Origin of the sequence: Pseudomonas granadensis (assembly GCF_900105485.1) — a bacterium.
Lineage (GTDB): Bacteria > Pseudomonadota > Gammaproteobacteria > Pseudomonadales > Pseudomonadaceae > Aquipseudomonas > Aquipseudomonas granadensis.
Window position 1 is genome coordinate 851,451 of the sequence record NZ_LT629778.1, and the last position, 22,611, is coordinate 874,061.

21 protein-coding genes and 4 pseudogenes are annotated in these 22,611 nt (G+C 54.7%); 8 read left to right on the forward strand and 17 right to left on the reverse strand.

Features of this window, described 5'->3' with window-relative positions:
- Positions 1-91: 91 nt before the first annotated feature.
- Entirely contained in the window at positions 92-1,051 is a 960-nt protein-coding gene (locus tag BLU52_RS03615; protein WP_090281929.1) for a TIGR02285 family protein, read from the reverse strand.
- Positions 999-2,198, reverse strand: a complete 1,200-nt coding sequence (locus BLU52_RS03620) for a CaiB/BaiF CoA transferase family protein (protein WP_090281930.1) — start codon at positions 2,196-2,198, stop codon at positions 999-1,001. Before BLU52_RS03620 ends, BLU52_RS03615 begins: the two co-directional genes overlap by 53 nt.
- A 146-nt stretch (positions 2,199-2,344) precedes the next feature.
- On the opposite strand from BLU52_RS03620, the gene BLU52_RS03625 reads away from it, so the two are divergent.
- From BLU52_RS03625 to BLU52_RS03635, 3 genes are all read left to right on the forward strand, one after another.
- Positions 2,345-2,887: a YaeQ family protein gene (locus BLU52_RS03625; RefSeq protein ID WP_042557838.1), complete on the forward strand. Its 543-nt coding sequence runs from the start codon at positions 2,345-2,347 to the stop codon at positions 2,885-2,887.
- A 55-nt stretch (positions 2,888-2,942) separates the two neighbouring features.
- On the forward strand, positions 2,943-4,652 hold the full coding sequence (gene recJ, locus BLU52_RS03630) for a single-stranded-DNA-specific exonuclease RecJ (protein ID WP_090281931.1): 1,710 nt from the start codon (positions 2,943-2,945) through the stop codon (positions 4,650-4,652).
- 266 nt (positions 4,653-4,918) lie between these two features.
- A complete protein-coding gene (locus BLU52_RS03635) occupies positions 4,919-6,025 on the forward strand; it encodes an NADH:flavin oxidoreductase/NADH oxidase (protein ID WP_090281932.1) in 1,107 nt (368 codons plus the stop codon).
- A gap of 176 nt (positions 6,026-6,201) precedes the next feature.
- Here the strand turns inward: BLU52_RS03635 and BLU52_RS03640 are convergent, their stop codons facing one another.
- Complete coding sequence (locus BLU52_RS03640) at positions 6,202-7,830, reverse strand: glucan biosynthesis protein D (protein WP_090281933.1); 1,629 nt, start codon at positions 7,828-7,830, stop codon at positions 6,202-6,204.
- A gap of 404 nt (positions 7,831-8,234) precedes the next feature.
- On the opposite strand from BLU52_RS03640, the gene BLU52_RS03645 reads away from it, so the two are divergent.
- On the forward strand, positions 8,235-8,420 hold the full coding sequence (locus BLU52_RS03645; RefSeq protein ID WP_090281934.1) for a hypothetical protein: 186 nt from the start codon (positions 8,235-8,237) through the stop codon (positions 8,418-8,420).
- A gap of 170 nt (positions 8,421-8,590) precedes the next feature.
- On the opposite strand, the gene BLU52_RS03650 is transcribed toward BLU52_RS03645, so the two are convergent.
- A complete protein-coding gene (locus BLU52_RS03650) occupies positions 8,591-9,085 on the reverse strand; it encodes a BRO-N domain-containing protein (protein WP_090281935.1) in 495 nt (164 codons plus the stop codon).
- Between the two features lie 483 nt (positions 9,086-9,568).
- Between BLU52_RS03650 and BLU52_RS03655 the strand changes: the two genes are divergently transcribed.
- Together BLU52_RS03655 and BLU52_RS03660 are read left to right on the forward strand one after the other, a co-directional pair.
- The gene (locus BLU52_RS03655; RefSeq protein ID WP_090281936.1) at positions 9,569-10,150 is read left to right on the forward strand and encodes a ComF family protein; all 582 of its coding nucleotides are present in this window, start codon (positions 9,569-9,571) and stop codon (positions 10,148-10,150) included.
- 5 nt (positions 10,151-10,155) lie between these two features.
- A complete protein-coding gene (locus BLU52_RS03660) occupies positions 10,156-10,713 on the forward strand; it encodes a hypothetical protein (RefSeq protein ID WP_090281937.1) in 558 nt (185 codons plus the stop codon).
- A gap of 151 nt (positions 10,714-10,864) precedes the next feature.
- On the opposite strand, the gene BLU52_RS03665 is transcribed toward BLU52_RS03660, so the two are convergent.
- Together BLU52_RS03665 and BLU52_RS26595 are read right to left on the reverse strand one after the other, a co-directional pair.
- Positions 10,865-12,289, reverse strand: a complete 1,425-nt coding sequence (locus tag BLU52_RS03665; RefSeq protein WP_090281938.1) for a gamma-aminobutyraldehyde dehydrogenase — start codon at positions 12,287-12,289, stop codon at positions 10,865-10,867.
- Between the two features lie 74 nt (positions 12,290-12,363).
- On the reverse strand, positions 12,364-12,531 hold the full coding sequence (locus tag BLU52_RS26595; protein ID WP_157720670.1) for a hypothetical protein: 168 nt from the start codon (positions 12,529-12,531) through the stop codon (positions 12,364-12,366).
- 115 nt (positions 12,532-12,646) lie between these two features.
- On the opposite strand from BLU52_RS26595, the gene BLU52_RS03675 reads away from it, so the two are divergent.
- Complete coding sequence (locus BLU52_RS03675) at positions 12,647-13,369, forward strand: tellurite resistance TerB family protein (protein ID WP_090281940.1); 723 nt, start codon at positions 12,647-12,649, stop codon at positions 13,367-13,369.
- Between the two features lie 69 nt (positions 13,370-13,438).
- Here the strand turns inward: BLU52_RS03675 and BLU52_RS03680 are convergent.
- A pseudogene (locus BLU52_RS03680) lies at positions 13,439-13,979 on the reverse strand (hypothetical protein); the annotation flags it as partial.
- A gap of 196 nt (positions 13,980-14,175) precedes the next feature.
- Here BLU52_RS03680 and BLU52_RS03685 point away from each other — a divergent pair.
- Positions 14,176-14,724, forward strand: coding sequence for an RNA 2'-phosphotransferase (locus BLU52_RS03685; protein ID WP_090281942.1), 549 nt, complete (start codon positions 14,176-14,178; stop codon positions 14,722-14,724).
- Between the two features lie 19 nt (positions 14,725-14,743).
- Here the strand turns inward: BLU52_RS03685 and BLU52_RS03690 are convergent, their stop codons facing one another.
- The 10 genes and pseudogenes from BLU52_RS03690 to BLU52_RS03730 form a co-directional block, all read right to left on the reverse strand.
- Positions 14,744-15,118, reverse strand: coding sequence for a hypothetical protein (locus BLU52_RS03690; protein ID WP_090281943.1), 375 nt, complete (start codon positions 15,116-15,118; stop codon positions 14,744-14,746).
- Positions 15,115-15,639 (reverse strand): annotated as a pseudogene (locus tag BLU52_RS26600) (type IV secretion protein Rhs); the annotation flags it as partial. The pseudogene BLU52_RS26600 and the gene BLU52_RS03690, both read right to left, overlap by 4 nt.
- Before the next feature lie 38 nt (positions 15,640-15,677).
- Complete coding sequence (locus BLU52_RS03695) at positions 15,678-16,064, reverse strand: hypothetical protein (protein WP_090281944.1); 387 nt, start codon at positions 16,062-16,064, stop codon at positions 15,678-15,680.
- A gap of 401 nt (positions 16,065-16,465) precedes the next feature.
- A pseudogene (locus tag BLU52_RS03700) lies at positions 16,466-17,693 on the reverse strand (RHS repeat domain-containing protein); the annotation flags it as partial.
- A gap of 34 nt (positions 17,694-17,727) precedes the next feature.
- Positions 17,728-18,018, reverse strand: a complete 291-nt coding sequence (locus BLU52_RS03705) for a hypothetical protein (RefSeq protein ID WP_090281945.1) — start codon at positions 18,016-18,018, stop codon at positions 17,728-17,730.
- A gap of 704 nt (positions 18,019-18,722) precedes the next feature.
- Positions 18,723-18,908: a hypothetical protein gene (locus BLU52_RS26605; protein WP_157720672.1), complete on the reverse strand. Its 186-nt coding sequence runs from the start codon at positions 18,906-18,908 to the stop codon at positions 18,723-18,725.
- A 31-nt stretch (positions 18,909-18,939) separates the two neighbouring features.
- The gene (locus tag BLU52_RS03715; protein ID WP_090281947.1) at positions 18,940-19,227 is read right to left on the reverse strand and encodes a barstar family protein; all 288 of its coding nucleotides are present in this window, start codon (positions 19,225-19,227) and stop codon (positions 18,940-18,942) included.
- A gap of 3 nt (positions 19,228-19,230) precedes the next feature.
- Positions 19,231-21,354, reverse strand: a pseudogene (locus tag BLU52_RS03720) (RHS repeat-associated core domain-containing protein); the annotation flags it as partial.
- An 88-nt stretch (positions 21,355-21,442) separates the two neighbouring features.
- On the reverse strand, positions 21,443-21,835 hold the full coding sequence (locus BLU52_RS03725; RefSeq protein ID WP_090281948.1) for an Imm50 family immunity protein: 393 nt from the start codon (positions 21,833-21,835) through the stop codon (positions 21,443-21,445).
- A 335-nt stretch (positions 21,836-22,170) separates the two neighbouring features.
- Complete coding sequence (locus tag BLU52_RS03730; protein WP_167359885.1) at positions 22,171-22,611, reverse strand: DUF2247 family protein; 441 nt, start codon at positions 22,609-22,611, stop codon at positions 22,171-22,173.

Here is a 22,611-nt window from a genome sequence, read left to right on the forward strand (position 1 = left end):
TTGTCGCTTGCTGCTACGGGTCTTTATGTAGGCCACGTTTAACCCCGAGTTGTCTCCCCACTTCTCGGGGTTTCTTTTTGCCCGCGATTTTTCATTGCGCGGCCTGGTGGTCGAAAAATACGCGGGCCTGTTGCAGATAGTCCGCCCGCCGCTCCGGGTCGAGCCAATCGGCGTACAGCTGATTGAGCGGTTCGTGGGGCAGGGTGCGCAGCAGACCGTTGATCTCGGCGATGGCCTGACGTCCCTCGGCGGAGTTGGAGCAAGCCACATGCCCCGAGAGATATTTCTGCGTACCGCGAATCGGGTAGAACGCCAGTTCATCCTCGGCAATCTGCGCCTGCGTGGCCTGATAGCGAATCTCCGGCCAATAACCGAGCACCACCTGCAAACGACCCAGACGCTGCATCGATAGCAGGTTGCTCAGCGCGTCGTTGCCGTAGTGTGGCGTCAAGGCGCCGCGCGGCGCCTGCTGCAAAAGGTTGTCGATGAACTCGCCATAGCTGCGTTCGGCGACGATGCCAACCTTGCGCTCAGGCGCCGCAAGCAAAGCCGCCAGATCAACTTCACCTTCCACCAGGTACGGCGCGAGGACGCCGCGATCCTTGTGGCGCACCACTAGACCGTTGCTCACGGCGCGGATCGCCGGTAGCGAATAGACAATCCACTGCGCACGCTCCTTGCTCCACAGCAGCGCCGGATCGCAGGCAAACGAGTTTTCCTGAAGCATTTGCAAACCGCGGGCGCGATTGACCCGCAGCATTGTGTGCTCGTATTGCGGCATCCCGGCAATCAGTTGTGGCAGCAAGTGATCGATGACGCCCTGACCCTTTTCAGGGCCCTCGAAAATGGTCATCGGCGGCAGGTCGCGCAACAACCAGATCAGTGTCGGTTTTGCCTGCGCTGCGCCTGACAGAGTAAGCAGGCACAACAAGCCGAACAGCCGCCACGTCCACCCGGATCGGGCGCGATTGGTGGGCGAGGGCAGTCGACGCTTCAGCTTAAATGGCTCCGTCTTCGCGTAACCTGGCGATCTGCGTTTCGTCGTAGCCAAGGTCGTGGAGTACCTGCGTATTGTGCTCACCCAGTTGCGGTCCGACCCATTCGGAACTGCCGGGTGTCTCTGACAATTTCGGCACGATGCCGGGCATCTTGAAATCCTTGCCGTCGGGCAGTTTCGCATGCAAGAACATTTCTCGCGCCAGGTACTGCGGATCGCTGAACATGTCCTCGGCGCTGAAGATCCGGCTGGCCGGCACTTCGGCCTGATTGAGCAGGTCGAGAACGGTCTGCAGCGGCAGCGAATTGACCCAGCGATCGATGACTCCGTACAGCTCGTCGCGGCGGCTGTCACGGCCGTCGTTGCTGGCCAGTGCCGGGTCGTTAGCCAGGTCTTCGCGACCGATGATCAACATGAAGCGTTTGAAGATCGCGTCGCCGTTGGCGCCAATCTGCACATGCTTGCCATCGGCGCTGGTGTGAATGGAGGACGGCGTGATGCCCGGCATGATATTGCCGCTGCGCTCGCGGATGAAGCCGAACACATCGAACTCCGGCACCATGCTTTCCATCATCGCGAAAATCGCTTCATACAGCGCGACATCGACGACCTGGCCAAGTCCGCCATTGACTTCGCGGTGCCGCAGCGCCATCAGCGCGCCGATCACGCCCCATAGCGCAGCAATCGAATCGCCGATGGAAATCCCGGTACGCACGGGCGGCCGGTCTTCGAAACCGGTGATGTAACGCAAACCGCCCATCGATTCGCCGACCGCGCCGAAACCAGGCTGGTCTTTCATCGGCCCGGTCTGGCCGAAACCGGACAGGCGCACCATCACCAGTTTCGGGTTCAGCGCGTGCAGGGTTTCCCAGCTCAGACCGAGTTTTTCCAGCACGCCGGGGCGGAAGTTTTCGATAAGGATATCGGCTTCGGCGAGCAGTGTTTTAAGGATCGCCAGACCGTCCGGGTGCTTCAGGTTCAGCGTCAGCGATTTCTTGTTGCGCGCCTGGACAAACCACCACAGCGAGGTGCCTTCATACAACTTTCGCCATTTGCGCAGGGGGTCGCCACCGTCGGGCGATTCGATTTTGATCACTTCGGCGCCGAACTCGCCGCAAATTCGCGAGGCAAACGGCCCGGCAATCAATGTTCCCAATTCAATGACTTTCAGACCCGAGAGCGGTTTGCTGGTGAACGGCATGCGAAATCCTGTAGGACAAGGCTGAGCAGATACAGCGTTTTAACATAGCCGGCCGTCAGACGCCGCAGCTTGATCGCCATCAACTCGATGATTGCCCACGGCATCGGTTAGACTTGCCGACTTTCCTCGTATCAAGAAGCCCGTTCATGGCCCAGCCGTCCACTACCTATAAATTCGAACTGAACCTCACCGACCTCGACCGCAGCGTCTACGAGAGCGTCAAGCAGACCATCGCCCGTCACCCTTCGGAAACCGAAGAGCGCATGACCGTGCGCCTGCTGGCCTACGCCCTCTGGTACAACGAGCAGTTGTCGTTTGGCCGTGGTCTGTCGGACGTGGACGAACCAGCCCTGTGGGAAAAGAGCCTGGACGATCGCGTCCTGCACTGGATCGAAGTTGGTCAGCCGGATTCCGATCGCCTGACCTGGTGCTCGCGCCGCACCGAGCGCACCAGCCTGCTGGCCTACGGCAGCCTGCGCGTTTGGGAGACCAAGGTGATCCCGGCGATCAAGAACCTGAAGAACGTCAACATCGCCGCCGTCCCCCAAGAAGTGCTGGAAACCCTGGCAAAGGACATGCCCCGCGTCATCAAGTGGGACGTGATGATCAGCGAAGGCACGATCTTCGTCACCGACGACCGTGGGCAGCACGAAGTCCAGTTGCAATGGCTGCAAGGTGAGCGCGGCTGATCCCGCGCCTACACCGGAATAATCCCACGTAACCAAGAGAAGTCTCCGTCACCCCATGCGCATCGAACCTCGTCAACTGCCCGCCACGCTGCCCTTTCTGGGTGATCTGCCACCGCTGCTGACCCGCCTGTACGCGGCGCGGGGTGTGCAGTCCGAGGCCGAGCTGGACAAGAGCCTGGCGCGGTTGATTCCGTACCAGCAACTCAAGGGCATCGATGCCGCCGTCGACCTGCTGGTGACCGCGCTGGAGCAACGCCAGCGCATCCTCATCGTCGGCGACTTCGATGCGGACGGCGCGACGGCCAGCACCGTTGGCGTGCTGGGTTTGCGTCTGCTGGGTGCGGCCCATGTCGATTATCTGGTGCCGAACCGTTTCGAATATGGCTACGGCCTGACCCCGGAAATCGTCGACGTCGCGCTGACCCGCGAGCCGCAATTGCTGATCACCGTCGACAATGGCATCTCCAGTGTAGAAGGGGTGGCCGCGGCGAAACGCGCCGGCCTGAAAGTGCTGATTACCGACCACCACTTGCCCGGCGACGAGTTGCCACAGGCCGATGCGCTGGTCAACCCGAACCAGCCGGGCTGCGAATTTCCGAGCAAGGCGCTGGCCGGTGTCGGCGTGATCTTTTACGTGCTGATGGCGTTGCGTGCGCGCCTGCGCAGCCTCGGCTGGTACGAGAGCAAGGCGCAACCGAACATCGGCGAACTGCTCGATCTGGTGGCGCTGGGCAGCGTCGCCGACGTGGTGCCGCTGGACGCCAACAACCGCATTCTGGTGCATCAGGGACTCGAGCGAATTCGCGCCGGCCGCGCCCGGCCGGGGATCAAAGCGATTCTGGAAGTCGCCAAGCGTGACGCCGCGCGTATCACGTCTACGGATCTGGGCTTTATTGTCGGCCCGCGTCTCAACGCGGCTGGGCGTCTGGATGACATGAGCCTGGGCATTGAATGCCTGCTCACCAGCGATGCCAATCTGGCCCGGGAAATGGCCGCGCAACTGGACGGCATGAACCAGGACCGTAAATCCATCGAGCAAGGCATGCAGCGTGAAGCGCTGGCGCAGCTCAAGGACCTGCCGGTGGAGTCGATGCCGTTTGGTCTGTGCCTGTTCGATCCGGAGTGGCACCAAGGCGTGATCGGCATCCTCGCCTCGCGAATGAAAGAACGTTATTTCCGTCCGACCATCGCTTTTGCCGATGCCGGCGACGGCCTGCTCAAGGGCTCGGGGCGTTCGGTGCAGGGTTTCCATATTCGCGATGCGCTAAGTGTGGTCGCCGCGCAGCATCCAAACCTGATCGCCAAATACGGCGGTCACGCGATGGCCGCCGGTCTGACTTTGGCGCAGGAGAATTTTCCGTTGTTCGCCGAGGCGTTCGACGCCGAAGTGCGCCGGCAACTTCGCGAAGACGACCTGACCGGGCGCATGCTCACCGATGGCACCCTGGCTGTCGAGGAATTCCACCTCGAACTGGCCCGCGCGTTGCGCCATGCCGGGCCGTGGGGCCAGCACTTTCCGGAACCGGTGTTTCATGGCGTGTTCCAGTTGGTCGAACAGCGCGTGGTAGGCGAGCGGCATTTGAAAGTGGTGCTGAAAAGTGAATGTGGCTCGGTGAAACTCGATGGCATTGCGTTCGGTATTGATCGGGATGTCTGGCCGAATCCGACGATTCAGTGGGTGGAACTGGCTTATAAGCTCGACGTTAACGAGTTTCGTGGCAATGAGACTGTGCAACTGATGATTGCCCATATCGAACCGCGTTAAAGCCAATCGCGAGCAGGGTCACTCCTGCAGGTTCGGTGTTGTCCATGGGGGAGCGAGCCTGCTCGCGAAAGCGTCCTTCACATACTGAATCACTCTGAACCCTGCTTCTTCCCGCGTTGTCGACTAGGCTCTAAGCACTGCTTGATTGGCCTTGTGACGTCTTGTCGATTTTTTGCCCGCGGGGGCGGGTGCTGCACCTTTTTCTGTCACTCGTCGACTTTTCAAACAGAACCCTGGAGCCTGCCCACTGATTCGAGAGGTGCCCCATGAGTCTGCTGCTTGAACCTTTTACCCTGCGCCAACTGACCCTGCCCAACCGCATCGCCGTCTCGCCGATGTGCCAGTACTCAAGCGTCGACGGCCTGGCCAACGACTGGCACCTGGTGCACCTGGGCAGTCGCGCGGTGGGCGGTGCCGGTCTGGTGTTTACCGAAGCCACGGCGGTTACGGCCGACGGGCGGATCACCGCCGAAGACCTTGGCCTGTGGAACGACGAACAGATCGAACCGCTGCAACGCATCACCCGCTTCATCACTTCTCAAGGCGCAGTCGCCGGCATTCAATTGGCCCATGCCGGACGCAAGGCCAGCACCCATCGGCCGTGGATCGGCAAGCACGGCAGCGTCAAGCCCGAAGAGGGTGGCTGGACCCCGGTCGGGCCGTCTCCGATCGCTTTCGATCCGCAGCACACACAACCGAAACAGCTCGACGAAGGGCAAATCGCCAATGTCATTCAAGCCTTCGTCGATGCCGCCAAACGCGCATTGACGGCGGGTTTCAGCGTGGTCGAGGTGCATGCTGCGCACGGTTATCTGCTGCACCAGTTTCTCTCGCCGCTGAGTAATCAGCGCCAGGATCAGTACGGCGGGTCGTTTGAAAATCGTATCCGGCTGGTGTTGCAAGTCACCGAAGCGGTGCGGGCGGTGTGGCCGGAAGAGCTGCCGGTGTTTGTTCGGGTGTCCGCCACCGACTGGGTGGAAGACGGCTGGAACCCGGATGAAACCGTGGAGCTGGCGCGGCGCCTGCATACGCTGGGGGCTGATCTGATTGATGTGTCCTCGGGCGGTACGGCGGCTAATGCGGAGATTCCAGTCGGGCCGGGTTATCAAACGCGTTTTGCCGAGCGGGTGCGTAAAGAGTCAGGCATTGCCACTGGCACCGTAGGCATGATCACCGAGCCGGCGCAGGCCGAGCACATCCTGCGCACCTGTCAGGCCGATATCATTTTCCTTGCCCGGGAATTGCTGCGTGATCCGTACTGGCCGCTGCATGCCGACGATGATCTCGGCGGGCGCAAAGCGGTGTGGCCGGCGCAGTATCAGCGGGCGACCCATCGGGATCAGCCGGTTCATGAGTCTGATTTGCGAGATTGATTGAGGCTGAAAAGCAAAAGCCCCGAGCCGGTGAGGGTCGGGGCTTTTTGGTGACTGAAAATCATCGGTGCCTGGTCTGGCGCTATCGCGAGCAGGCTCACTCCTACAGTTTGAATTGCGATCCACTGTAGGAGTGAGGCTGCTCGCGATGAGGCCCGAACTGGCGCCTCAAATCCTTAAGGATATTTGCGCTTGTCCGGCGCCGGCGGGAAGTACTGGTACAACCAGGTCTCGCTCAACGTGCGGTCATTGGTGCGGATAAACAGGCGCAGTTCCACCGGTTCGACGCTGTCGTTGGTCGGGTACCAGTCGAACAGGATCCGGTAACCCTTGATGTCATCCAGCACCAGCACGCTGAAGTCCTGCACCTTGCCGTTCGAGCAGGTCACCACCGGTTCGATCCCGGTGCCCTGCGGCAAGCGCTCGAGACCGCCGCCGGTGAAGTCCACGGCAAAGCGTCGCGCCCACACCTTCGGGTAATGCTCGCCCGGTGCCCAGCCCTCTGTGAAACCACCCATGCCGGAGCGAGTCGCGTGCACCCGTGCCAACGGCGTGCCCACGGGCGGCAAGGCGCTCCAGTAGAGCTTGTAGCCATAATTCAGCGAATCGCCGGCGGCCACCGGTTTTTTCGGCGTCCAGAACGCCACGATGTTGTCCAGCGTCTCGCCGGTGGTAGGGATTTCCAGCAAGTCGATCGAGCCTTCGCCCCACGGGGTAGTCGGTTCGACCCACAGGCTTGGACGTTTGCTATACCAGTCGACGGTGTCCTGATAATTGGCGAATTCGTGGTCGGTCTGCACCAGGCCGAAGCCCTTCGGATCCTTGTCGGCAAAGGCGTTGAATTGCAGGGTGGCCGGGTTGTTCAGCGGGCGGCAGATCCACTCGCCGTTGCCGCGCCACATGGCCAGGCGATCCGAGTCGTGGATTTGCGGATGAATGGTGTCGCACATACGCCGCTCGTGGGTGCCACAGCTGAACATGCTGGTCATCGGCGAAATGCCCAACTGTTCAATGGCGGTACGCGCATTGATGTGCGCGTCGATTTCCATCACCACGCGTTCGGCCTGGCAATCGATATCAAAGCGATAGGCACCGGTGGCACTCGGCGAGTCGAGCAAGGCGTAGACCACAAAACGCGTGGCGTTCTTGTCCGGCGTCTCGAACCAGAATTTGGTGAAGTCGGGGAATTCTTCGCGTTTCCTGGCGTAGGTGTCGATCGCCAGCCCGCGCGCCGAGAGGCCATATTGGCCAGTCGCATCGACGGCACGGAAATAACTCGCACCGAGAAACGACACCACGTCATGCCGATCGAGTTCCGGCGCCTTGAACAGTTTGAACCCGGCGAAACCCAGATCGCCTTTCAACTGCTGGGTGTCGACCGAGGTGTTCTCGTAGTTGAACAACGCCGGACGGAAATGCACCTCGCGCGCCATGCGCGATTTCGGATCAACGCTGTACATACGCACCGGCTGGCGGAAACCCATGCCGACGTGGAAGAACTGCACATCCAGCTGGCCCTTGTTTTCCTTCCACAGGGAGTGCTCGCCGTCGTAGCGGATCGCGTTGAAATTCTGCGGCGTCATCGTCGCCAGGGTGGGCGGCAACACCTGTTTCGTATCCTGATAGGCGCTGCCGGCCAGTTGCTTGGCCTGACGCTTGAGCGCTTCGAAATCGAACGCCTGCGCCTCGCCATCGGCGGCGCCGCCATTGGCCGCCCAGGCACGGGTGGCCAGCAGGCCAGTGGCCGAAAGACCGGTGTAGGCCGCAATGGCCATGGACGCTTTGAGCAAATTCCTGCGATGCATATATACAACCTGTCGTGTGCAATCCCGTGCCGTTCCTGGCACGTAGCGGATCGGAAATTACGGTTCGGTCATGCCTTCGGCCAAACGCAACGGACTATAAACAGATGCCCGCTAGCTTAATCGGTTCGATTGTCGAGCAAAAAGCCTTGTTTGCAAGGCATCAGCTGGCAATGAAACAAGACATGTCTGTAATTTTTCTGACAGGGCCCTCTGATTTAGAGGGCATAACTGCTTTTTTCGATTAATTACTCTAAAAACTGCTTTTCAGCGCTGATTTAATTCCTATTCTATGGGCAAGACCGGATACAAGCCTTCGTGTCGGCGGGGCACACGACACTGCTCAAAAGAGGCAGGGCGATGTGAGGTTCAGCAGTTTCTTGACTCATCAGAGAAGGACATCGTCCATGGCAAAAATACACGGCATCACCGAAATGTTAGGAATCTTTCCATGCTTGGGCATCGGGCGCAGAAGACGCCGGCTCAGTTCGGAAGAATTGAAACTGGTCGAGCGTTATCGAGAGCTTTCCGAGAATGACCGGATTGCGATGAGGTATCTGGTGGATGCGATGCGGAGTGTTTCGCGGTTTTAAAGCTGGGGCGGGAGCCGTGAAAGCCATTTGGCTTTTACGGCGGCCAGATCAGTCAGCCACTCGCGTCGGCATCGGCGAGGCCTATATCGATGGCCATTCAACTGGCTAGATGGTTTGCAGGCTGGCCTTGTAGCGAGGGCGAAAGCTTCCTCGCTACAAGGCCTTCTGGTTTAGCGGACCGGATACGGTTGCTGGCCGTGCATCAAGTCCGGTACATCACGCCATTTGACCCACGCCTGCTGTTGCCAGTGCAGCAATGGCACGGTGACGCCTGCCCAGTGCATCGAACTGAGGCTCGGTTGATTGTCCACAGGATTCGATTGCACTTCGCGCAGCATCGGAATGACTTCATGGCTCAACCATTGGCGCAGGTGACGGTTTTCCGGGACGAAGTGATGGATGAGCAGGGCGAACAGCCCAGACTCGCTGACCATCGCGCAATCGACGATTTCGCCGTTCTTTCGCAATAGCACATTGCGACGCTGGTCGGGATCGAGTTTCAGGGTGAGACGTTCGTTGAGGTGGTAACCCATCAGGCGCCCAAGGTCCTGAACACAGAACCATATCTCGTGTTCCTGCATAAAAGCATGAAGGAAGCGGTTGTGGCGGGTGAAGATGGTGGGGGTGAAGTGCGTCGACGGAGCATTCTGGATTTGCGTAGACATGTAGTGACTTCCGTTTCGAGTTGGAAAGCCGCCACCAATTCTTCGAAAAATTGGGTGGCGAGCCGAATGGCGTTCGAAGTCGGGTTACTTCCTGTCGAAACGGTAAAGCCGGAAGGCCCGCGCCACACGGCCCGCCATAAAGCAGAACTGAAGTTGTGAACAATCAGCAGTTCAATGGAGGGCATGCAAGCACCGTTTTGACAGTTTCCGGCTTCGACCCCGGGTCGCTGAGTTTGCAGCGACGGGTAAAGCCTATCGGTCAGGCACTTGCGGCGACAAGTCTACTCTTTCGCCGCACAGCGTAGGAAATTGAGCTTTTTCAGGAAGGCTGCATCTGTAGGAAATGCCTGTTTTTACGCCCTCGCCAGCGAGGCTATCCCTGAGCCGTGTTTTTTCCGTTATTTGTGGAAATCTTGCGCACCGCTGCCGGTGCTGGGCCCTCGTTTCAGGCTCGAAGGATTTCCATGACTAACGGAGAGTTCAATGAAGGTTTCCCTCAGACAGATCAACGGCCCTTGGGATCAGGGTTGGGTGCTGGACAAACACATGGTAAGTAGTACCTTTCTTGGCAACGATGAACGCGGACATCCATGCTTCGATAATCAGCGCACTGAAGTTGGCGAGGCGACCTACCAGCTCAAATACCAGAAGGATTGGACGCAGGTCAGCCCACTTGCCCAAGCCGTTGCGACGAATGTTTTTCCAAAACTGGATCAGGTAGGTTTCGTGGTGCCTATGCCTGCTTCAAAGATTCGTCAGCGACAACCTGTTACTGAGGTCGCTCTGGCGTTAGGACGAATTATCGGGCGGCCGGTTTTCTCGGATTTGCTTCGGAAAGCGAACACAGGGAAGACGCTCAAGGATTTGCATTCCAAAGCCGACAAGGTTGCCGCGATTGGAGATAGTTTCAGCGTCAATGATGAAATCACCACCGATGGGCGCTGGAATGTTTTGGTTGTAGACGATTTGTTTGATAGTGGCGCGTCGATGGACGCGGCCTGCGCTGTTTTGCGTAAATATCCGAAGGTGAGGAAAATTTACGTTGCAGCGCTAACCTGGAAGTGAACTCAATGACGACTGTATTTATTGCCGGCTCTATCAATATCAAGAACCTTGATCCCAAGGTAAAGGAGCGCATCAGTAATATCGTGGCGTCCGAGTTTGAGGTGGTAGTGGGTGATGCGGGTGGCGCAGACACCTCGATTCAGGAGTACCTACTGAGCCTCGAAGGATCCAGAACAACGGTCTTTTGCAGCGGTTCGGTACCGAGGAACAACCTTGGGCGGTGGCCCGCCAGGACCGTGGTCTCAAAACATTCCAAGGGATCGAGAGCCTTTTTCACCGAAAAAGACCTGGTCATGGCCGAAGCGGCTGATTACGGGCTAATGATATGGGATGCCAAGAGTACCGGTACGCTCAGCAACGTTATTGAACTGTTGTCGAGAAAAAAGAAGTCGCTGGTATTCGTCAACAAGGAAAAGCAGTTCAAAGTGGTCGGGGACGTCAGTCAGCTCGAAGAGTTGATTGCAGTCATGTCCGATCACGCCAGGCAAAAAGCCAACGAAAAAATCCGGTTGTTTGATCGTATTTCCTTACTGAAACATGATCAGGCGGAGCTTTCCTTCTAATGATTGTTCTTGGCTTTCTGACCCTCGGCAGCCTGTCTGTGAGGGCTCAAATAGGGGGCGTTGAGCCAAACCGAGTTCTTCGCTAACAGGCTCGCTCTCACAGAGAAGTGCCGATCATAGGTAGTGCCAGCCTGCTCGGAAGTTGTTGACCTCAGTGCCTGAACATCACATGCCGAACCGTGGTGTAGTCCTCCAGCCCATACATCGACATGTCCTTGCCGTATCCGGACATTTTCTGACCGCCGTGGGGCATTTCGCTGACGAGCATGAAGTGCGTGTTGACCCAGGTGCAGCCGTACTGCAGCCGCGCTGAAAGGCGATGCGAACGTCCTGTGTCGGCGGTCCAGACGGAGGAGGCGAGGCCGTAGTCGGAATCGTTGGCCCACTCAAGCGCTTGTGCTTCATCGGTAAATTTGGTCACCGAAACCACTGGACCGAACACTTCACGGCGGACGATTTCGTCATCCTGCTGCGCGTCGGCCAGCACCGTGGGTTCGAAGAAGAACCCATTGCCTTCGACAGCCTTGCCGCCGGTGATCAACCGAATATGCGGCTGCGCCACGGCGCGCTCGACGAAAGCGGCGACGCGGTCGCGGTGTTGTGCAGTGATCAGTGGGCCCAACTCGGTGGAGGGATCATCCTGCATGCCGTATTTGATCGTGCTGACCGCCGCGCCGAGTTTTTCAACGAATTTGTCGTAAATCCCTTGTTGCGCGTAGATCCGGCACGCGGCGGTGCAGTCCTGCCCGGCATTGTAGAACCCGAAGGTACGAATGCCGTCCACCGCCGCGTTGAGGTCGGCGTCATCGAAGATGATCACCGGCGCCTTGCCACCCAATTCCATATGCAGGCGTTTAACGCTGTCGGCCGTGCTGGAAATGATGTTCGATCCGGTGGCGGTCGAACCGGTCAGCGAAACCATGCGTACTTTCGGATGGCTGACCAGTGGACTGCCGACGGTAGCGCCCCGGCCGAACACCAGATTGAGTACACCGGCTGGGAAAATATCCGACGCCAGTTCGGCCAGACGCAACGCCGTCAGCGGGGTTTGTTCCGACGGCTTGAGCACCACGGTATTACCGGCGGCCAGCGCCGGGGCGATTTTCCAGGCGACCATCATCAGCGGGTAATTCCACGGCGCGATGGAGGCGATCACCCCGACCGGGTCGCGACGGATCATCGAAGTGTGACCGGGCAAATATTCGCCAGCGGCCGAACCGCTCATGCAACGGCTGGCGCCGGCGAAGAAACGGAACACATCGGCAATCGCCGGGATCTCGTCGTTGAGTGCGGCATTGTAGGGTTTGCCGCAATTGTCGGATTCGAGTTTCGCCAGTTCCTCGCCATGGGCTTCGATGGCGTCGGCGAGTTTGAGCAACAGCCGCGAGCGGTCTTTCGGCGCGGTTTGCGACCACTCGGCAAAAGCGTTGTCGGCGGCGCGCACGGCAGCATCGACCTGGGCTTCGCTGGCTTCATTGATGTCCACCAGCACTTCGCCCAGCGCCGGGTTGAGCACCGATTGCGCAGGGCCTTCGCCGTTGACCAATTGTCCGTTGATCAAGAGTCGGGTTTGCATGGGTTTGTCCTCTATTGTTCTGCCGAAACCGGTTTGAAAACTGTGGGAGCGAGCCTGCTCGCGAAGGCGGTGTGTCAGGCGACATCACCGCCGAATGTGACGGCCTCTTCGCGAGCAAGCTCACTCCTGACGACGGTCTCGTCGACCGACAACCCGGTCACAAGAGCGTGGTCGATCGGGCGCATCTCGACAACGGCGATGGAAATTTCGCGCTGGACTGAAGTGTAGATCGGATTTTTCAAGGTCAGACGCGAGCGCGAGCAACATCTCGAAGCACACTCGCCCGGCCGCTTCGGGCACTTTCGCACTAGGCTGAGGGCCTTATAGATCCGGTTAACCCCTGTTTGGAGGCGGAACATGAACACCCGTGGATTGCTCGATCAACTGCTCAAATCCGGCCAGGATCTGCTGCAGAACAAGGCTGGCGGCGCATCGAACAAATCGGCTGCTGGCGGGCTGGGTGGCCTGCTCGGCGGCTCGTCAGGCGCCAGCGGTCTCGGCGGCCTGCTCTCCGGCGCAGGCGGAGGCGCACTGGCGGCCGGCGCCATGGGCCTGCTGCTCGGTAACAAAAAAGTGCGCAAGGTCGGCGGCAAAGTCGCCATCTACGGCGGCCTCGCCGCACTCGGCGTGCTGGCCTACAAGGCCTACGGCAACTACAACGCGCAAAAAGGCAGCGCCCCCCAAACCGAACCGCAAACCCTCGACCGCCTGCCACCGGCACAAGTCGAACAACACAGCCAGGCCATCCTCAAAGCTCTGGTCGCCGCCGCCAAAGCCGACGGCCACATCGACGAGCGCGAGCGCGAACTGATCGAAGGCGAATTCACCAAACTCGACAACGACCAGGAACTGCAACACTGGCTCCACGCCGAACTCAACAAACCCCTCGATCCTACCGACGTCGCACGCGCCGCGAGCACGCCGGAAATGGCGGCGGAGATGTACATCGCCAGTGTGATGTTGGTGGATGAGGAGAATTTTATGGAGAAGAGCTATCTGGATGAACTGGCGCGGCAGTTGAAGCTGGAGCCGGGGTTGAAGGTGGAGTTGGAGAGGCAGGTGCGGTTGGCGGCCATTTGAAACTTAAGAGATCGCAGCTTGATGCTGCGATTTTTTTGCCTGCGGGTTTGGGAACTAGGCGAAGACTGAGTCAATCTGCGCAGTGACATCACCCTGTCGGTTGCGTTGATACTTCCAACTGGCTTTGCCGCGACGAACATCGCTGACGAAACCGTTGATATATTCGTAAGTCGTAGCTTCGTCTTCTGGGGGGATGACAGCGGTCATCAGTCCGTTGTCGTCGTAGCGGTATTCGGTAACGGCGCCCAATGGGTCCTTTTCCGCGATCAATTGACCCTTGTCGTTATAGGCTTTTTGATGCTCGGCACCATCGGGGTCAATCTTGCTGATCAGTCGCGCCTGATCATCGTGGGTGTAGACCTCTTCGCTACCATCGGCGTTGGTTACGGTAACGCTGCCTTTGTCGTTCCAGGCGTATTGCGCTTCCATCTGGGAAAAGTTGGCCCAGTGACGTGTACACCGAGACAGTTTGCCTTCGTTTTCCCATTCCCAGTAGAACGCCGCGGCCGGCACCGTTGTCGAGACGTTTGATGCGACCATGGATTTCGCGAGTAACTTGCTAGCGGTTGCCATAGCTATCGCTGATGGCGATCGGGGTTGCGCCTTTTGATGGCTAGCCGCTATTAAGTAGGCAGCGGTCGATAACGTTCTAATCGCAGATCCAAAGGCTAAACTTTGAATGGTCAGGACCATGGTTCCTTATGGTATATTAAAAGATGGAAGAGGTTGCCGTATTTATTTGGCTCTGTGAACGTTTCTGATAATTGTTTATCAGTGTTCTAAGGTTTTCGTGTTTAGGGTGTTATATGAATGATTCACTTGAAGAGCTCAGTAAGTTTGTAAGTTATGTGTTGCGTCACAAGCCTGAAGCAATTGGCTTGCAGTTGGATGTTGAGGGGTGGGCAAGCATAGATGCATTAGTGAAAGGTGCGGAGGGGGCGGGAAAGGCAATAAGCTATGAAGTTATAACTAACATTGTGTCGCGCAGTGATAAAAAACGTTTCGAGATATCCGTGAGTGGGAAAAATATTCGAGCAGTACAGGGGCATTCGTCAGAGTCGGTGGAGCGAAAATACTCTGAACTAGAACCTCCGGAATTTTTATATCACGGCACAGCCACGCGCTTCCTGGATTCTATCCGGAAAGAAGGACTATTACAGGGAGCTAGGCATCATGTTCATTTGACCGAAAATGAGGTATTAGCGCGCGATGTTGGTCTACGTTACGGTAGACCCGTAGTTTTACGTATAAAAAGCAATCGAATGTTTTTAAGTGGGTTCAAGTTCTTTAGGGCGGAGAATAATGTTTGGCTCACATTGACTGTGCCTCCACAATTTATAGATCTATCGGATTGAATTGTTATCTGTAACATGACTATTCTTCTTCATTCCACTCGTTGTGCATATCAATGGCTCTTTTTAGCCAGTCAGTAAAGTGGGGGTACTCGTTATGTAGTTCCCACCCTTCGGATGCATATGCATGGATTATTAGAACTCTAGGATTTCCAGAGAGATCTTCCGCATCAAAACATGCAATATCATCGTTTGCGCTGAATTTGGCAAATGGTACCAGCGTACGTTTGGGATAGAGTTCTTTAAGTTTATTATGCCAGCTATTGATTTTTCCTTCTTTGTGGACAAGTAGCCACCATGGCTCAATGTCAATTTTCGGTTCCGTTTGTGCGAACTCGATAAACTTTCTCGGGAAGGGATAGTTGGGCAGTTTGTCAATATCTAAATATACAGTCATTTTTTTTCCGTCAGTTTGGGTAGTTCCTGAGATCCATATGGATTTTCATTGCCAAATCTTTTAGGCTTTTGCTTATGGATTCTGAGTTGCAATGCTTCACCCCAAGTATCAGGCATTACATCATTGACTTCGAATCGCTCTTTATTGCTTTCAGATAACGGATCGTTTAGCTTCCATTCTCTAGCTTCTACGTTGATACCAGCCTCGCGTGCAGCTCTAACTCGAGTATTATACATACTTGTAAGATGGCCGTCGGGCATGCGCACTACATCAATAGGCTCACCCTGCCATCCGTTCCTCTTCATTGAGCTTACGAGATCGTCATAACTAAAGTTTTCTCCGGTCGTTCTGTCGACTTTATTATAGGAAAGACTGTTTTGGGAAAAGCGAACTTCGTTGGGATTTATCGATTTAACTTTTGGACATGCGCCTGGTTTGCAACTCAGCCCCAACGGATCCACCCACCCCGTAGGGTTAGGCACGTACTGGTAGTTATTCAACCCACCTGAGTAGAAAAGGGGACAGATTTAAGAATTAGGTTTGATCCAGTTTTTTTTGTTTACAGGTTGTTTGGGTAAAATGAAATGTCCGTCGATATCATATCGACGAACAAAGGGAAAGTCTGGTTTTGTTTTTCGACAGATATTAGGGCTATACAATCGCCAATTTTTAATACGCCGCAGCCGTCATCTTCAATAGTCAATAACTCCGCTGTAATAAAGGTTTCACCATTTTTGTAATATATGGAGGGCGCTTTTTTTTGGGATATTAATAAATTTTTCCCCCAAGAAAAGTTGTCATTGATATCGATTTCAACGTCAAGTGCTTGGTCTTTTTTAGGTGGCGGACCTATAAATGTGGAAACTCCGGTTCCGTAGGCTGACGAATATTCTATCTGTGTTTCGTTAGCGCTGTTTCTGATTATCTTGGTTATTGTGATATTCATTTATTTCGATCCTAGCGGAACTCGTATCACCGTATTGTCGACGTTCATCACGTTATTGATTAAATCCGGGGTCCACGTTTCTTCATGGTAATGGTGCTTGTTGGGTTTGCTATTCATTTCATGCGCACCATATCGAATACTCCTCTTGCCGTCGGCCGAAACGATCCTGTCGTTGTCCGGCAGTCCGGTCCTCGGATGGATATTGGTGTAGGGCCCGTCACCTAAAAAATCTTCCCATCGCTTCACCGCATCTTGTTGTTTTACAGGTTTGCTACCATAAACTTCGTTGTGATAGCCCTGACCAATAGGCGGTGGCTCCGGAGGCGCCGAAGGTCCTGCCTGTTTTACAACGTTATCCGTAGTAGACCCAGGGCTAGCTGCCTGCGGTTGTTTATTATCATCCGGGCAGTTACTACTCAATCCTAACGGATCCACCCACCCCGTAGGATTAGGCACGTACTGGTAGCTATTCAACCCACCCGCAAGCTTGATCGGATCCGGCGTCAAGAACCGTCCAGTCCCCGGATTGTAGTAGCGGTGGCGGTTGTAATGTAACCCTGTCTCGGCGTCGAAATACTGACCCTGGAAGCGCAGCGGGTTATCGATTTCGCTGACGTCCAGCGCCGCGAGGTTGCCATAGGCGCGGTACTTCGCCGACCACATGATTTCGCCGCTGTAGTCGGTCAGTTCCTGCGGTGTGCCGAGGTGGTCGAGTTGGTAGTAGAACGGGGCCGCTTTTAGCGGGCCTTCGCCGTCGAGCATTGCCAGCGGGCGGAAGGTGCCAGGTTCGTAGATGTAGCTGCGATAACGATTTTCGGCGCTTTCAGCGATGAGGCGTTCGCCTTGCCACAGAAACTCGGTGGTGTGACCGTCGACTGACTTTTCAATGCGGCGGCCAAAGGCGTCGTATTTGTAGGTTGCTGTGCTGCCGCCCGGCAGGCTGACGCCGATCAGGCGGTGTTGGCAGTCGTAGCGGTATTCGGTGACGAGCTTTTGGCCGGTGCCGCGACTTTCGCGGATCAGGTTGCCGTAGGCGTCGTAGTCGTAGTGGCGATCGCCTTGCATCAGCAGGCGATTGCCTTTGACGTTGGCGAGGTTGGCGACGGGCAGGTCATTTTGTCCTAGCAGGTTACCTGCCGGGTCATGGGCAAAGTTCTCTGGCATGGCGCCGCGCACGCTGATCAGGCGATCCAGCGGGTCGTAGTGATAGCTGCGGTTGCCTTTGCGGCTGTCGTCGATTCCGGCGAGGTTGCCGTTCGCGTCGTAGTTGTAGCGACGCTGGAACAAGTGTTTTTCCCGCTGCCTGACGCTGTGCGCTTGGAGGCGGCCCTGTTCATCGTATTGGTATTGGCTGAGCAGCAGACCTTGTTGGCGCTGTTGCTCTCGACCGGCGTTGAACTGATGAGAGGTCAGGCGAGAACCGTTGAGGTCGATGCTGCTGAGTTGCCCGCCAGGCTGGTGGCGGTAATCGAGTTTGCTGCCATCGGGCAAGCGGCAGTGCTTGAGCTGGCCGACGCTATCGTATTCGTAGCGCAGAGTGCCCCAGCCTTGGTGCTCCTCGATGAGTCGGTCTTGCACGTCATATTCATAGGCAAACGGCTAATGACCGCCGTCGACGTTGAGTAGTCGAAACGAGCGCGTCGGTGCATTAAGTTTTTTTTACTTAATCCAACGTGTTATCTAACGCTTTTTCAAGATCCTCCCAGGTTTTGGCCGTTTCGGTGTATATAGGTGATTCCCAGTTTTGGTTTGCGATTAATGAGATTCTGAAGGCGCCGTGTTCACCGAATTCGGAATACCATCCAATGTCTATTATTTGCTCGTGCGGGAATGATGCCTGTAATAGATCTTCCCTTAACTTATCTGTGGGGAGCGCAATTTTCGATCTGTCTAGGCTGGTTAATTCGTCAAAAGTTATCTTTCCGTCAAGATTTTTTATCTTTTCAGTATTCATAATTTATTTGTTATTTTTCGTTGGATTGTAGGTAAGCGCGCGTGCGGCTCCTCCGGGTAGGGTATCCTGCGTCAGGCAATCGAGGGCATCCCATTGATAATTAGTGATCGCACCGGATTGGTCGTCACGGGCGATTTTCCCGAATATGTATTGGGATTAAGTTTTGTTTTCGACATTGCTTGATAATTAAATGCTATCTGATTACAGATTTGCTCGTGCTTGTTTGCTCTGAGGTTGTTTTAGGGGCCTCGCTGCGCGAAGTGGACGCAGTCATGATCATCTAAGTATATTAATGTGCTTAGGTTTTCAGGGCTTATCCAGAATGGAAAGCCTGTTGATTCGAAAAGTAGCGTTCTTAGGTCTTCCGTAGTTTCAAGCCTCCAAGCGTGAATATGGTCGTCTTGAACTATGAGAATTGGCTTCTCAAAATTTTCCAGTATGTCAACTGTCTTCCAGTATTCTGGGTCGTGTTTTTTTTGGTGTTTTTCAGAAAATATGGATCCATATTTTTCGCTTTTTATGAGAAAAATAGCGACGTTAACTCGCTTGTGAGTGCTGATAAATCATGGGCGTTGAATTTTTTATTTTTTGTTATGCCAATGTTGATTCGATTTCTTTTTTCAAGTAATTCATTGGGCAATATTCAGGCGTAGTTCGCTTTGATATGAAGATTTTGGCAAATTGTAGGCGCAAGGATGCATTGTCTAATTTGCTTTGCTTTGCTTTGCTTTGCTTTGCTTTGCTTTGCTTTGCTTTGTTTTGCTTTGCTTTGCTTTGCTTTGCTTTGCTTTGCTTTGCTTTGCTTTGCTTTGCTTTGCTTTGCTTTGCTTTGCTTTGCTTTGCTTTGCTTTGCTTTGCTTTGCTCTTGATCGGGGTGTGCTTGTCGTCAAGAGAATGCCATGGTTAAGTAAAAATTGGTTGTTACTTTAATTCGTAGTTGAACTTTTCATCTAAGCCTAGAGAAATGTCTTGGTTTTTAGTTCGTTCGAATATCGCTATTATTTTCTCATATGTTTCGCCAAGATTTTTTTTAGAGTCTCTCGAATTTCGCCATACTATATTAATCGGGCGTTCCACATTCGTGCTTAGCAGGTCCCATAAGGCGTTTAGGTTGTTTCCGTAGTATTGCGATACGGAAAAGGCAGAAGCTATACGCTTATGAAAGTCTTGTTCGTTTAAGATTGATAAGCCATCAAGTTCAATTATCATTTGTTATTGCTTCCATGTTCCAATTGGGCTGACGGTATCATAGTGATCGCTGGTGATATATAGCAGGCCGTCATTCGAATAGAGTAACCTGGTTCCCGGTTGGTTGCTCCGTGACATTGTGTTGCTGAGGCCGACGTCGGCTTCATACCATGTTCGGCCAGAGGCTGATGGAAGGATATTTGTATCATTATAGAAAATATCTCCACCTATCTGCCTACCGGGGACGCTGTTGTTGACTGCCTTACCTGGTTTCCATCCGCTCTGAGCAGCCTGAGCCTTAGTAACGTAATTAGGAGGAAGCTCTCCGGTAGATCGCAGACTTTCGACTAAGGGGTTAGCGGCCTCAGTCGTTCTAAGGTCCCGTTTCATTGCAGCGTATTTAGCAGCGTTATGGGCAGAGTTGTCATATGGTTCGGGTTGTTCACAATCTTTACTTGCAAGCCCCAACGGATCCACCCACCCCGTAGGGTTAGGCACGTACTGGTAGCTATTCAACCCACCCGCAAGTTTGATCGGGTCCGGCGTCAAGAACCGGCCAGTCCCCGGATTGTAGTAGCGGTGGCGGTTGTAATGTAACCCTGTCTCGGCGTCGAAATACTGTCCTTGAAAACGCAGCGGGTTATCGATTTCGCTGACGTCCAGCGCCGCGAGGTTGCCATAGGCGCGGTACTTCGCCGACCACATGATTTCGCCGCTGTAGTCGGTCAGTTCCTGCGGTGTGCCGAGGTGGTCGAGTTGGTAATAGAACGGGGCCGCTTTTAGCGGGCCTTCGCCGTCGAGCATTGCCAGCGGACGGAAAGTGCCCGGTTCGTAGAGGTAGCTGCGGTAGCGGTTCTCGGCGCTTTCAGCGATGAGGCGTTCGCCTTGCCACAGAAACTCGGTGGTGTGACCGTCGACTGACTTTTCAATACGGCGGCCGAAGGCATCGTATTTGTAGGATGCGGTGCTGCCGCCTGGCAGGCTGACGCCGATCAGGCGGTGCTGGCAGTCGTAGCGGTATTCGGTGACGAGCTTTTGGCCAGTGCCGCGACTTTCGCGGATCAGGTTGCCGTAGGCATCGTAGTCGTAGTGGCGATCACCCTGCATGAGCAGGCGATTGCCTTTGACGTTGGCGAGATTCGCAACGGGCAGGTCATTTTGTCCTAGCAGGTTACCTGCCGGGTCATGGGCGAAGCTCTCTGGCATGGCGCCGCGCACGCTGATCAGGCGGTCCAGCGGGTCGTAGTGATAGCTGCGGTTGCCTTTGCGGCTGTCATCGATTCCGGCGAGGTTGCCGTTGGCGTCGTAGTTGTAGCGACGCTGGAACAGGTGCTTTTCCCGCTGGCTGACGCTGTGCGCTTGGAGGCGGCCCTGTTCATCGTACTGATATTGGCTGAGCAGCAGACCTTGTTGGCGCTGTTGCTCTCGACCGGCGTTGAACTGATGAGAGGTCAGGCGAGAACCGTTGAGGTCGATGCTGCTGAGTTGCCCGCCAGGCTGGTGGCGGTAATCGAGTTTGCTGCCATCGGGCAAGCGGCAGTGGTTGAGCTGGCCGACGCTATCGTATTCGTAACGCAGAGTGCCCCAGCCTTGATGCTCCTCGATGAGTCGGTCTTGCAGGTCGTATTTGTAGGCGAGAGGCCAGTGGCCGTCGTCAACGTTAACGAGGCGGCCAAGCGCGTCGTAGCTGTAGTGAATCTCTTCGCCGTCGGGTAGCGTTTTTACAAGCAAACGACCTGCGGCGTCACGCTGGTATTCGGTGACCAGTTCGCTGCCGTCGTCGCCGAACTCGGTTTTCTTCAGCAGTTGGCCGTTGAGGTCGTACTCGTAGGCAGTCCGACGACCATCGAAGCCGGTTTCCTGTTGAATCAGGCCGTTGGCGTAGTAATCAAGGTGATAGTGCTCGCCGCGCTCGTTTTCGATTTCAGTGAGCAACAGGCGCGAGTTGTCGTAGCGGTAGCGCAGTTGGCTGCCATCCGACTTGATGCGGCGGCTGACGAGGTGAAGATTGTCGGCGTATTCGTAGCGGGTGATACGGCCAAGTTCGTCGCGTTCAGCAGTGACATTGCCGTAGGCGTTGTAGCTGAATGCGCGAGTGGCGCCGCCGGGCAGGGTGACCTGGGTCAGGCGGTCGAAGGCATCCCGTTGTTAATGAGTAATGGCGCTCATCTTTGCGAGGTGATCCTCCGCCTGCACATTACTCATTTTGATGCCGGAATAATTTACTTCTTAAATATTACTCTTCAGAGTTGAGATAGGCAGAGGGGCCGCATAGCAAAGGATGCTTTGTCGTGAGCTCAATAACTGATTCCTCATTAGCTGCGCGGACTAGGTAGCTTCCGTATTCATTTTTTATCGTTACGGCTAGATTTTTTTTTGTGGGAATGTTTTTTATAAAAACTCCCTCGATATTGCTGCAGTTAAGGCCGATCCTGCAGGTATTGAACCCCGATTGCTTCCATTTTATAGGAGGTTCCTTAGGGTACTCTTTGATATCGAATTCGATGATTATTGTTGGTCTGTTGTTGTCAATGTTTAGGGAGAATAGCGTTACCTCACCGATAGGGATCGGACTACTGAAAATTCTATTAAAGAATGAGCCTCCGTCTAAGTCGTTCCAGAAATTCATTTTTTGTCCTTAAAGTAATAGTGATCTTTTGCGCCGAGTAGGTTGCCTATTTGGGATTTAATTTTAATGATTGTTTTGGACCTTCGGCGCGCGTGAAATGATATTTTCTTGTAAGAATGGATTACCCCTAACTAGTCAGAACGCTCTCGCTAACTCTATCCGTTGTTCTTGAGTGCTTGTTTTATTGTGTTTTCCTTTTATAGGAAAAAAGGAAGAAAATGGGGCAGACTTGTTTTCGGATTTTTAGTTTGAAAATAAAGCTGTCCCCTTTTTTGTTTAACTCGGATTTCATGAGTTTTGCATACAAAAAGTGCCAGATAGCTGAGCGAGTTTAGCTATTTATTGTAATGGTTTCTTTCATGTGAAAAAAGTTTTTCGTATTCGGAAATGACGTTTTTCCAGTTTGCGTAAAGTCTTTCTTCTGAGCCTACCTCGCCCTCGGGTAAAGGCATATATCTAACAATCGATGAGATGTCTTCTGGGTAGTCCAGGTCGGCATATAGTTCTTCGATTTTTTCAAGAGGATCCGAAAAAAGACCTTTGTTTTCAAAAAGATAAGAAAGTAGCAAATATATCCAAGGTTGTGAGATCCTCTCCTCTTTTTCCGTTGACTCATTACTCGCTAGAGATTCTAAATAGTCCCGGGCCAAGTATAGCTCTTGCTGCTCTAGTGTAGAAAGCTCATAAGCTTTTTTCGGTGATGAAGTTGTCAGCGTATTGCAAGCGAAGCTAGAAATACCTTGGTTGTCGATGTAACCTTTCTCAAGTCCATACAA

Coding starts and splice junctions, on each gene's coding strand:
- BLU52_RS03695 (WP_090281944.1), bottom strand. CDS start 16,064: ATGAATATCACAATAACCAAGATAATCAGAAACAGCGCTAACGAAACA.
- BLU52_RS03705 (WP_090281945.1), bottom strand. CDS start 18,018: ATGAATACTGAAAAGATAAAAAATCTTGACGGAAAGATAACTTTTGAC.
- BLU52_RS03685 (WP_090281942.1), top strand. CDS start 14,176: ATGAATGATTCACTTGAAGAGCTCAGTAAGTTTGTAAGTTATGTGTTG.
- BLU52_RS03640 (WP_090281933.1), bottom strand. CDS start 7,830: ATGCATCGCAGGAATTTGCTCAAAGCGTCCATGGCCATTGCGGCCTAC.
- BLU52_RS03660 (WP_090281937.1), top strand. CDS start 10,156: ATGACGACTGTATTTATTGCCGGCTCTATCAATATCAAGAACCTTGAT.
- BLU52_RS03645 (WP_090281934.1), top strand. CDS start 8,235: ATGGCAAAAATACACGGCATCACCGAAATGTTAGGAATCTTTCCATGC.
- BLU52_RS03655 (WP_090281936.1), top strand. CDS start 9,569: ATGAAGGTTTCCCTCAGACAGATCAACGGCCCTTGGGATCAGGGTTGG.
- BLU52_RS03665 (WP_090281938.1), bottom strand. CDS start 12,289: ATGCAAACCCGACTCTTGATCAACGGACAATTGGTCAACGGCGAAGGC.
- BLU52_RS03675 (WP_090281940.1), top strand. CDS start 12,647: ATGAACACCCGTGGATTGCTCGATCAACTGCTCAAATCCGGCCAGGAT.
- BLU52_RS03725 (WP_090281948.1), bottom strand. CDS start 21,835: ATGAATTTCTGGAACGACTTAGACGGAGGCTCATTCTTTAATAGAATT.
- BLU52_RS03690 (WP_090281943.1), bottom strand. CDS start 15,118: ATGACTGTATATTTAGATATTGACAAACTGCCCAACTATCCCTTCCCG.
- BLU52_RS03625 (WP_042557838.1), top strand. CDS start 2,345: ATGGCCCAGCCGTCCACTACCTATAAATTCGAACTGAACCTCACCGAC.
- BLU52_RS03620 (WP_090281930.1), bottom strand. CDS start 2,198: ATGCCGTTCACCAGCAAACCGCTCTCGGGTCTGAAAGTCATTGAATTG.
- BLU52_RS03650 (WP_090281935.1), bottom strand. CDS start 9,085: ATGTCTACGCAAATCCAGAATGCTCCGTCGACGCACTTCACCCCCACC.
- BLU52_RS03635 (WP_090281932.1), top strand. CDS start 4,919: ATGAGTCTGCTGCTTGAACCTTTTACCCTGCGCCAACTGACCCTGCCC.
- recJ (WP_090281931.1), top strand. CDS start 2,943: ATGCGCATCGAACCTCGTCAACTGCCCGCCACGCTGCCCTTTCTGGGT.
- BLU52_RS03715 (WP_090281947.1), bottom strand. CDS start 19,227: ATGATAATTGAACTTGATGGCTTATCAATCTTAAACGAACAAGACTTT.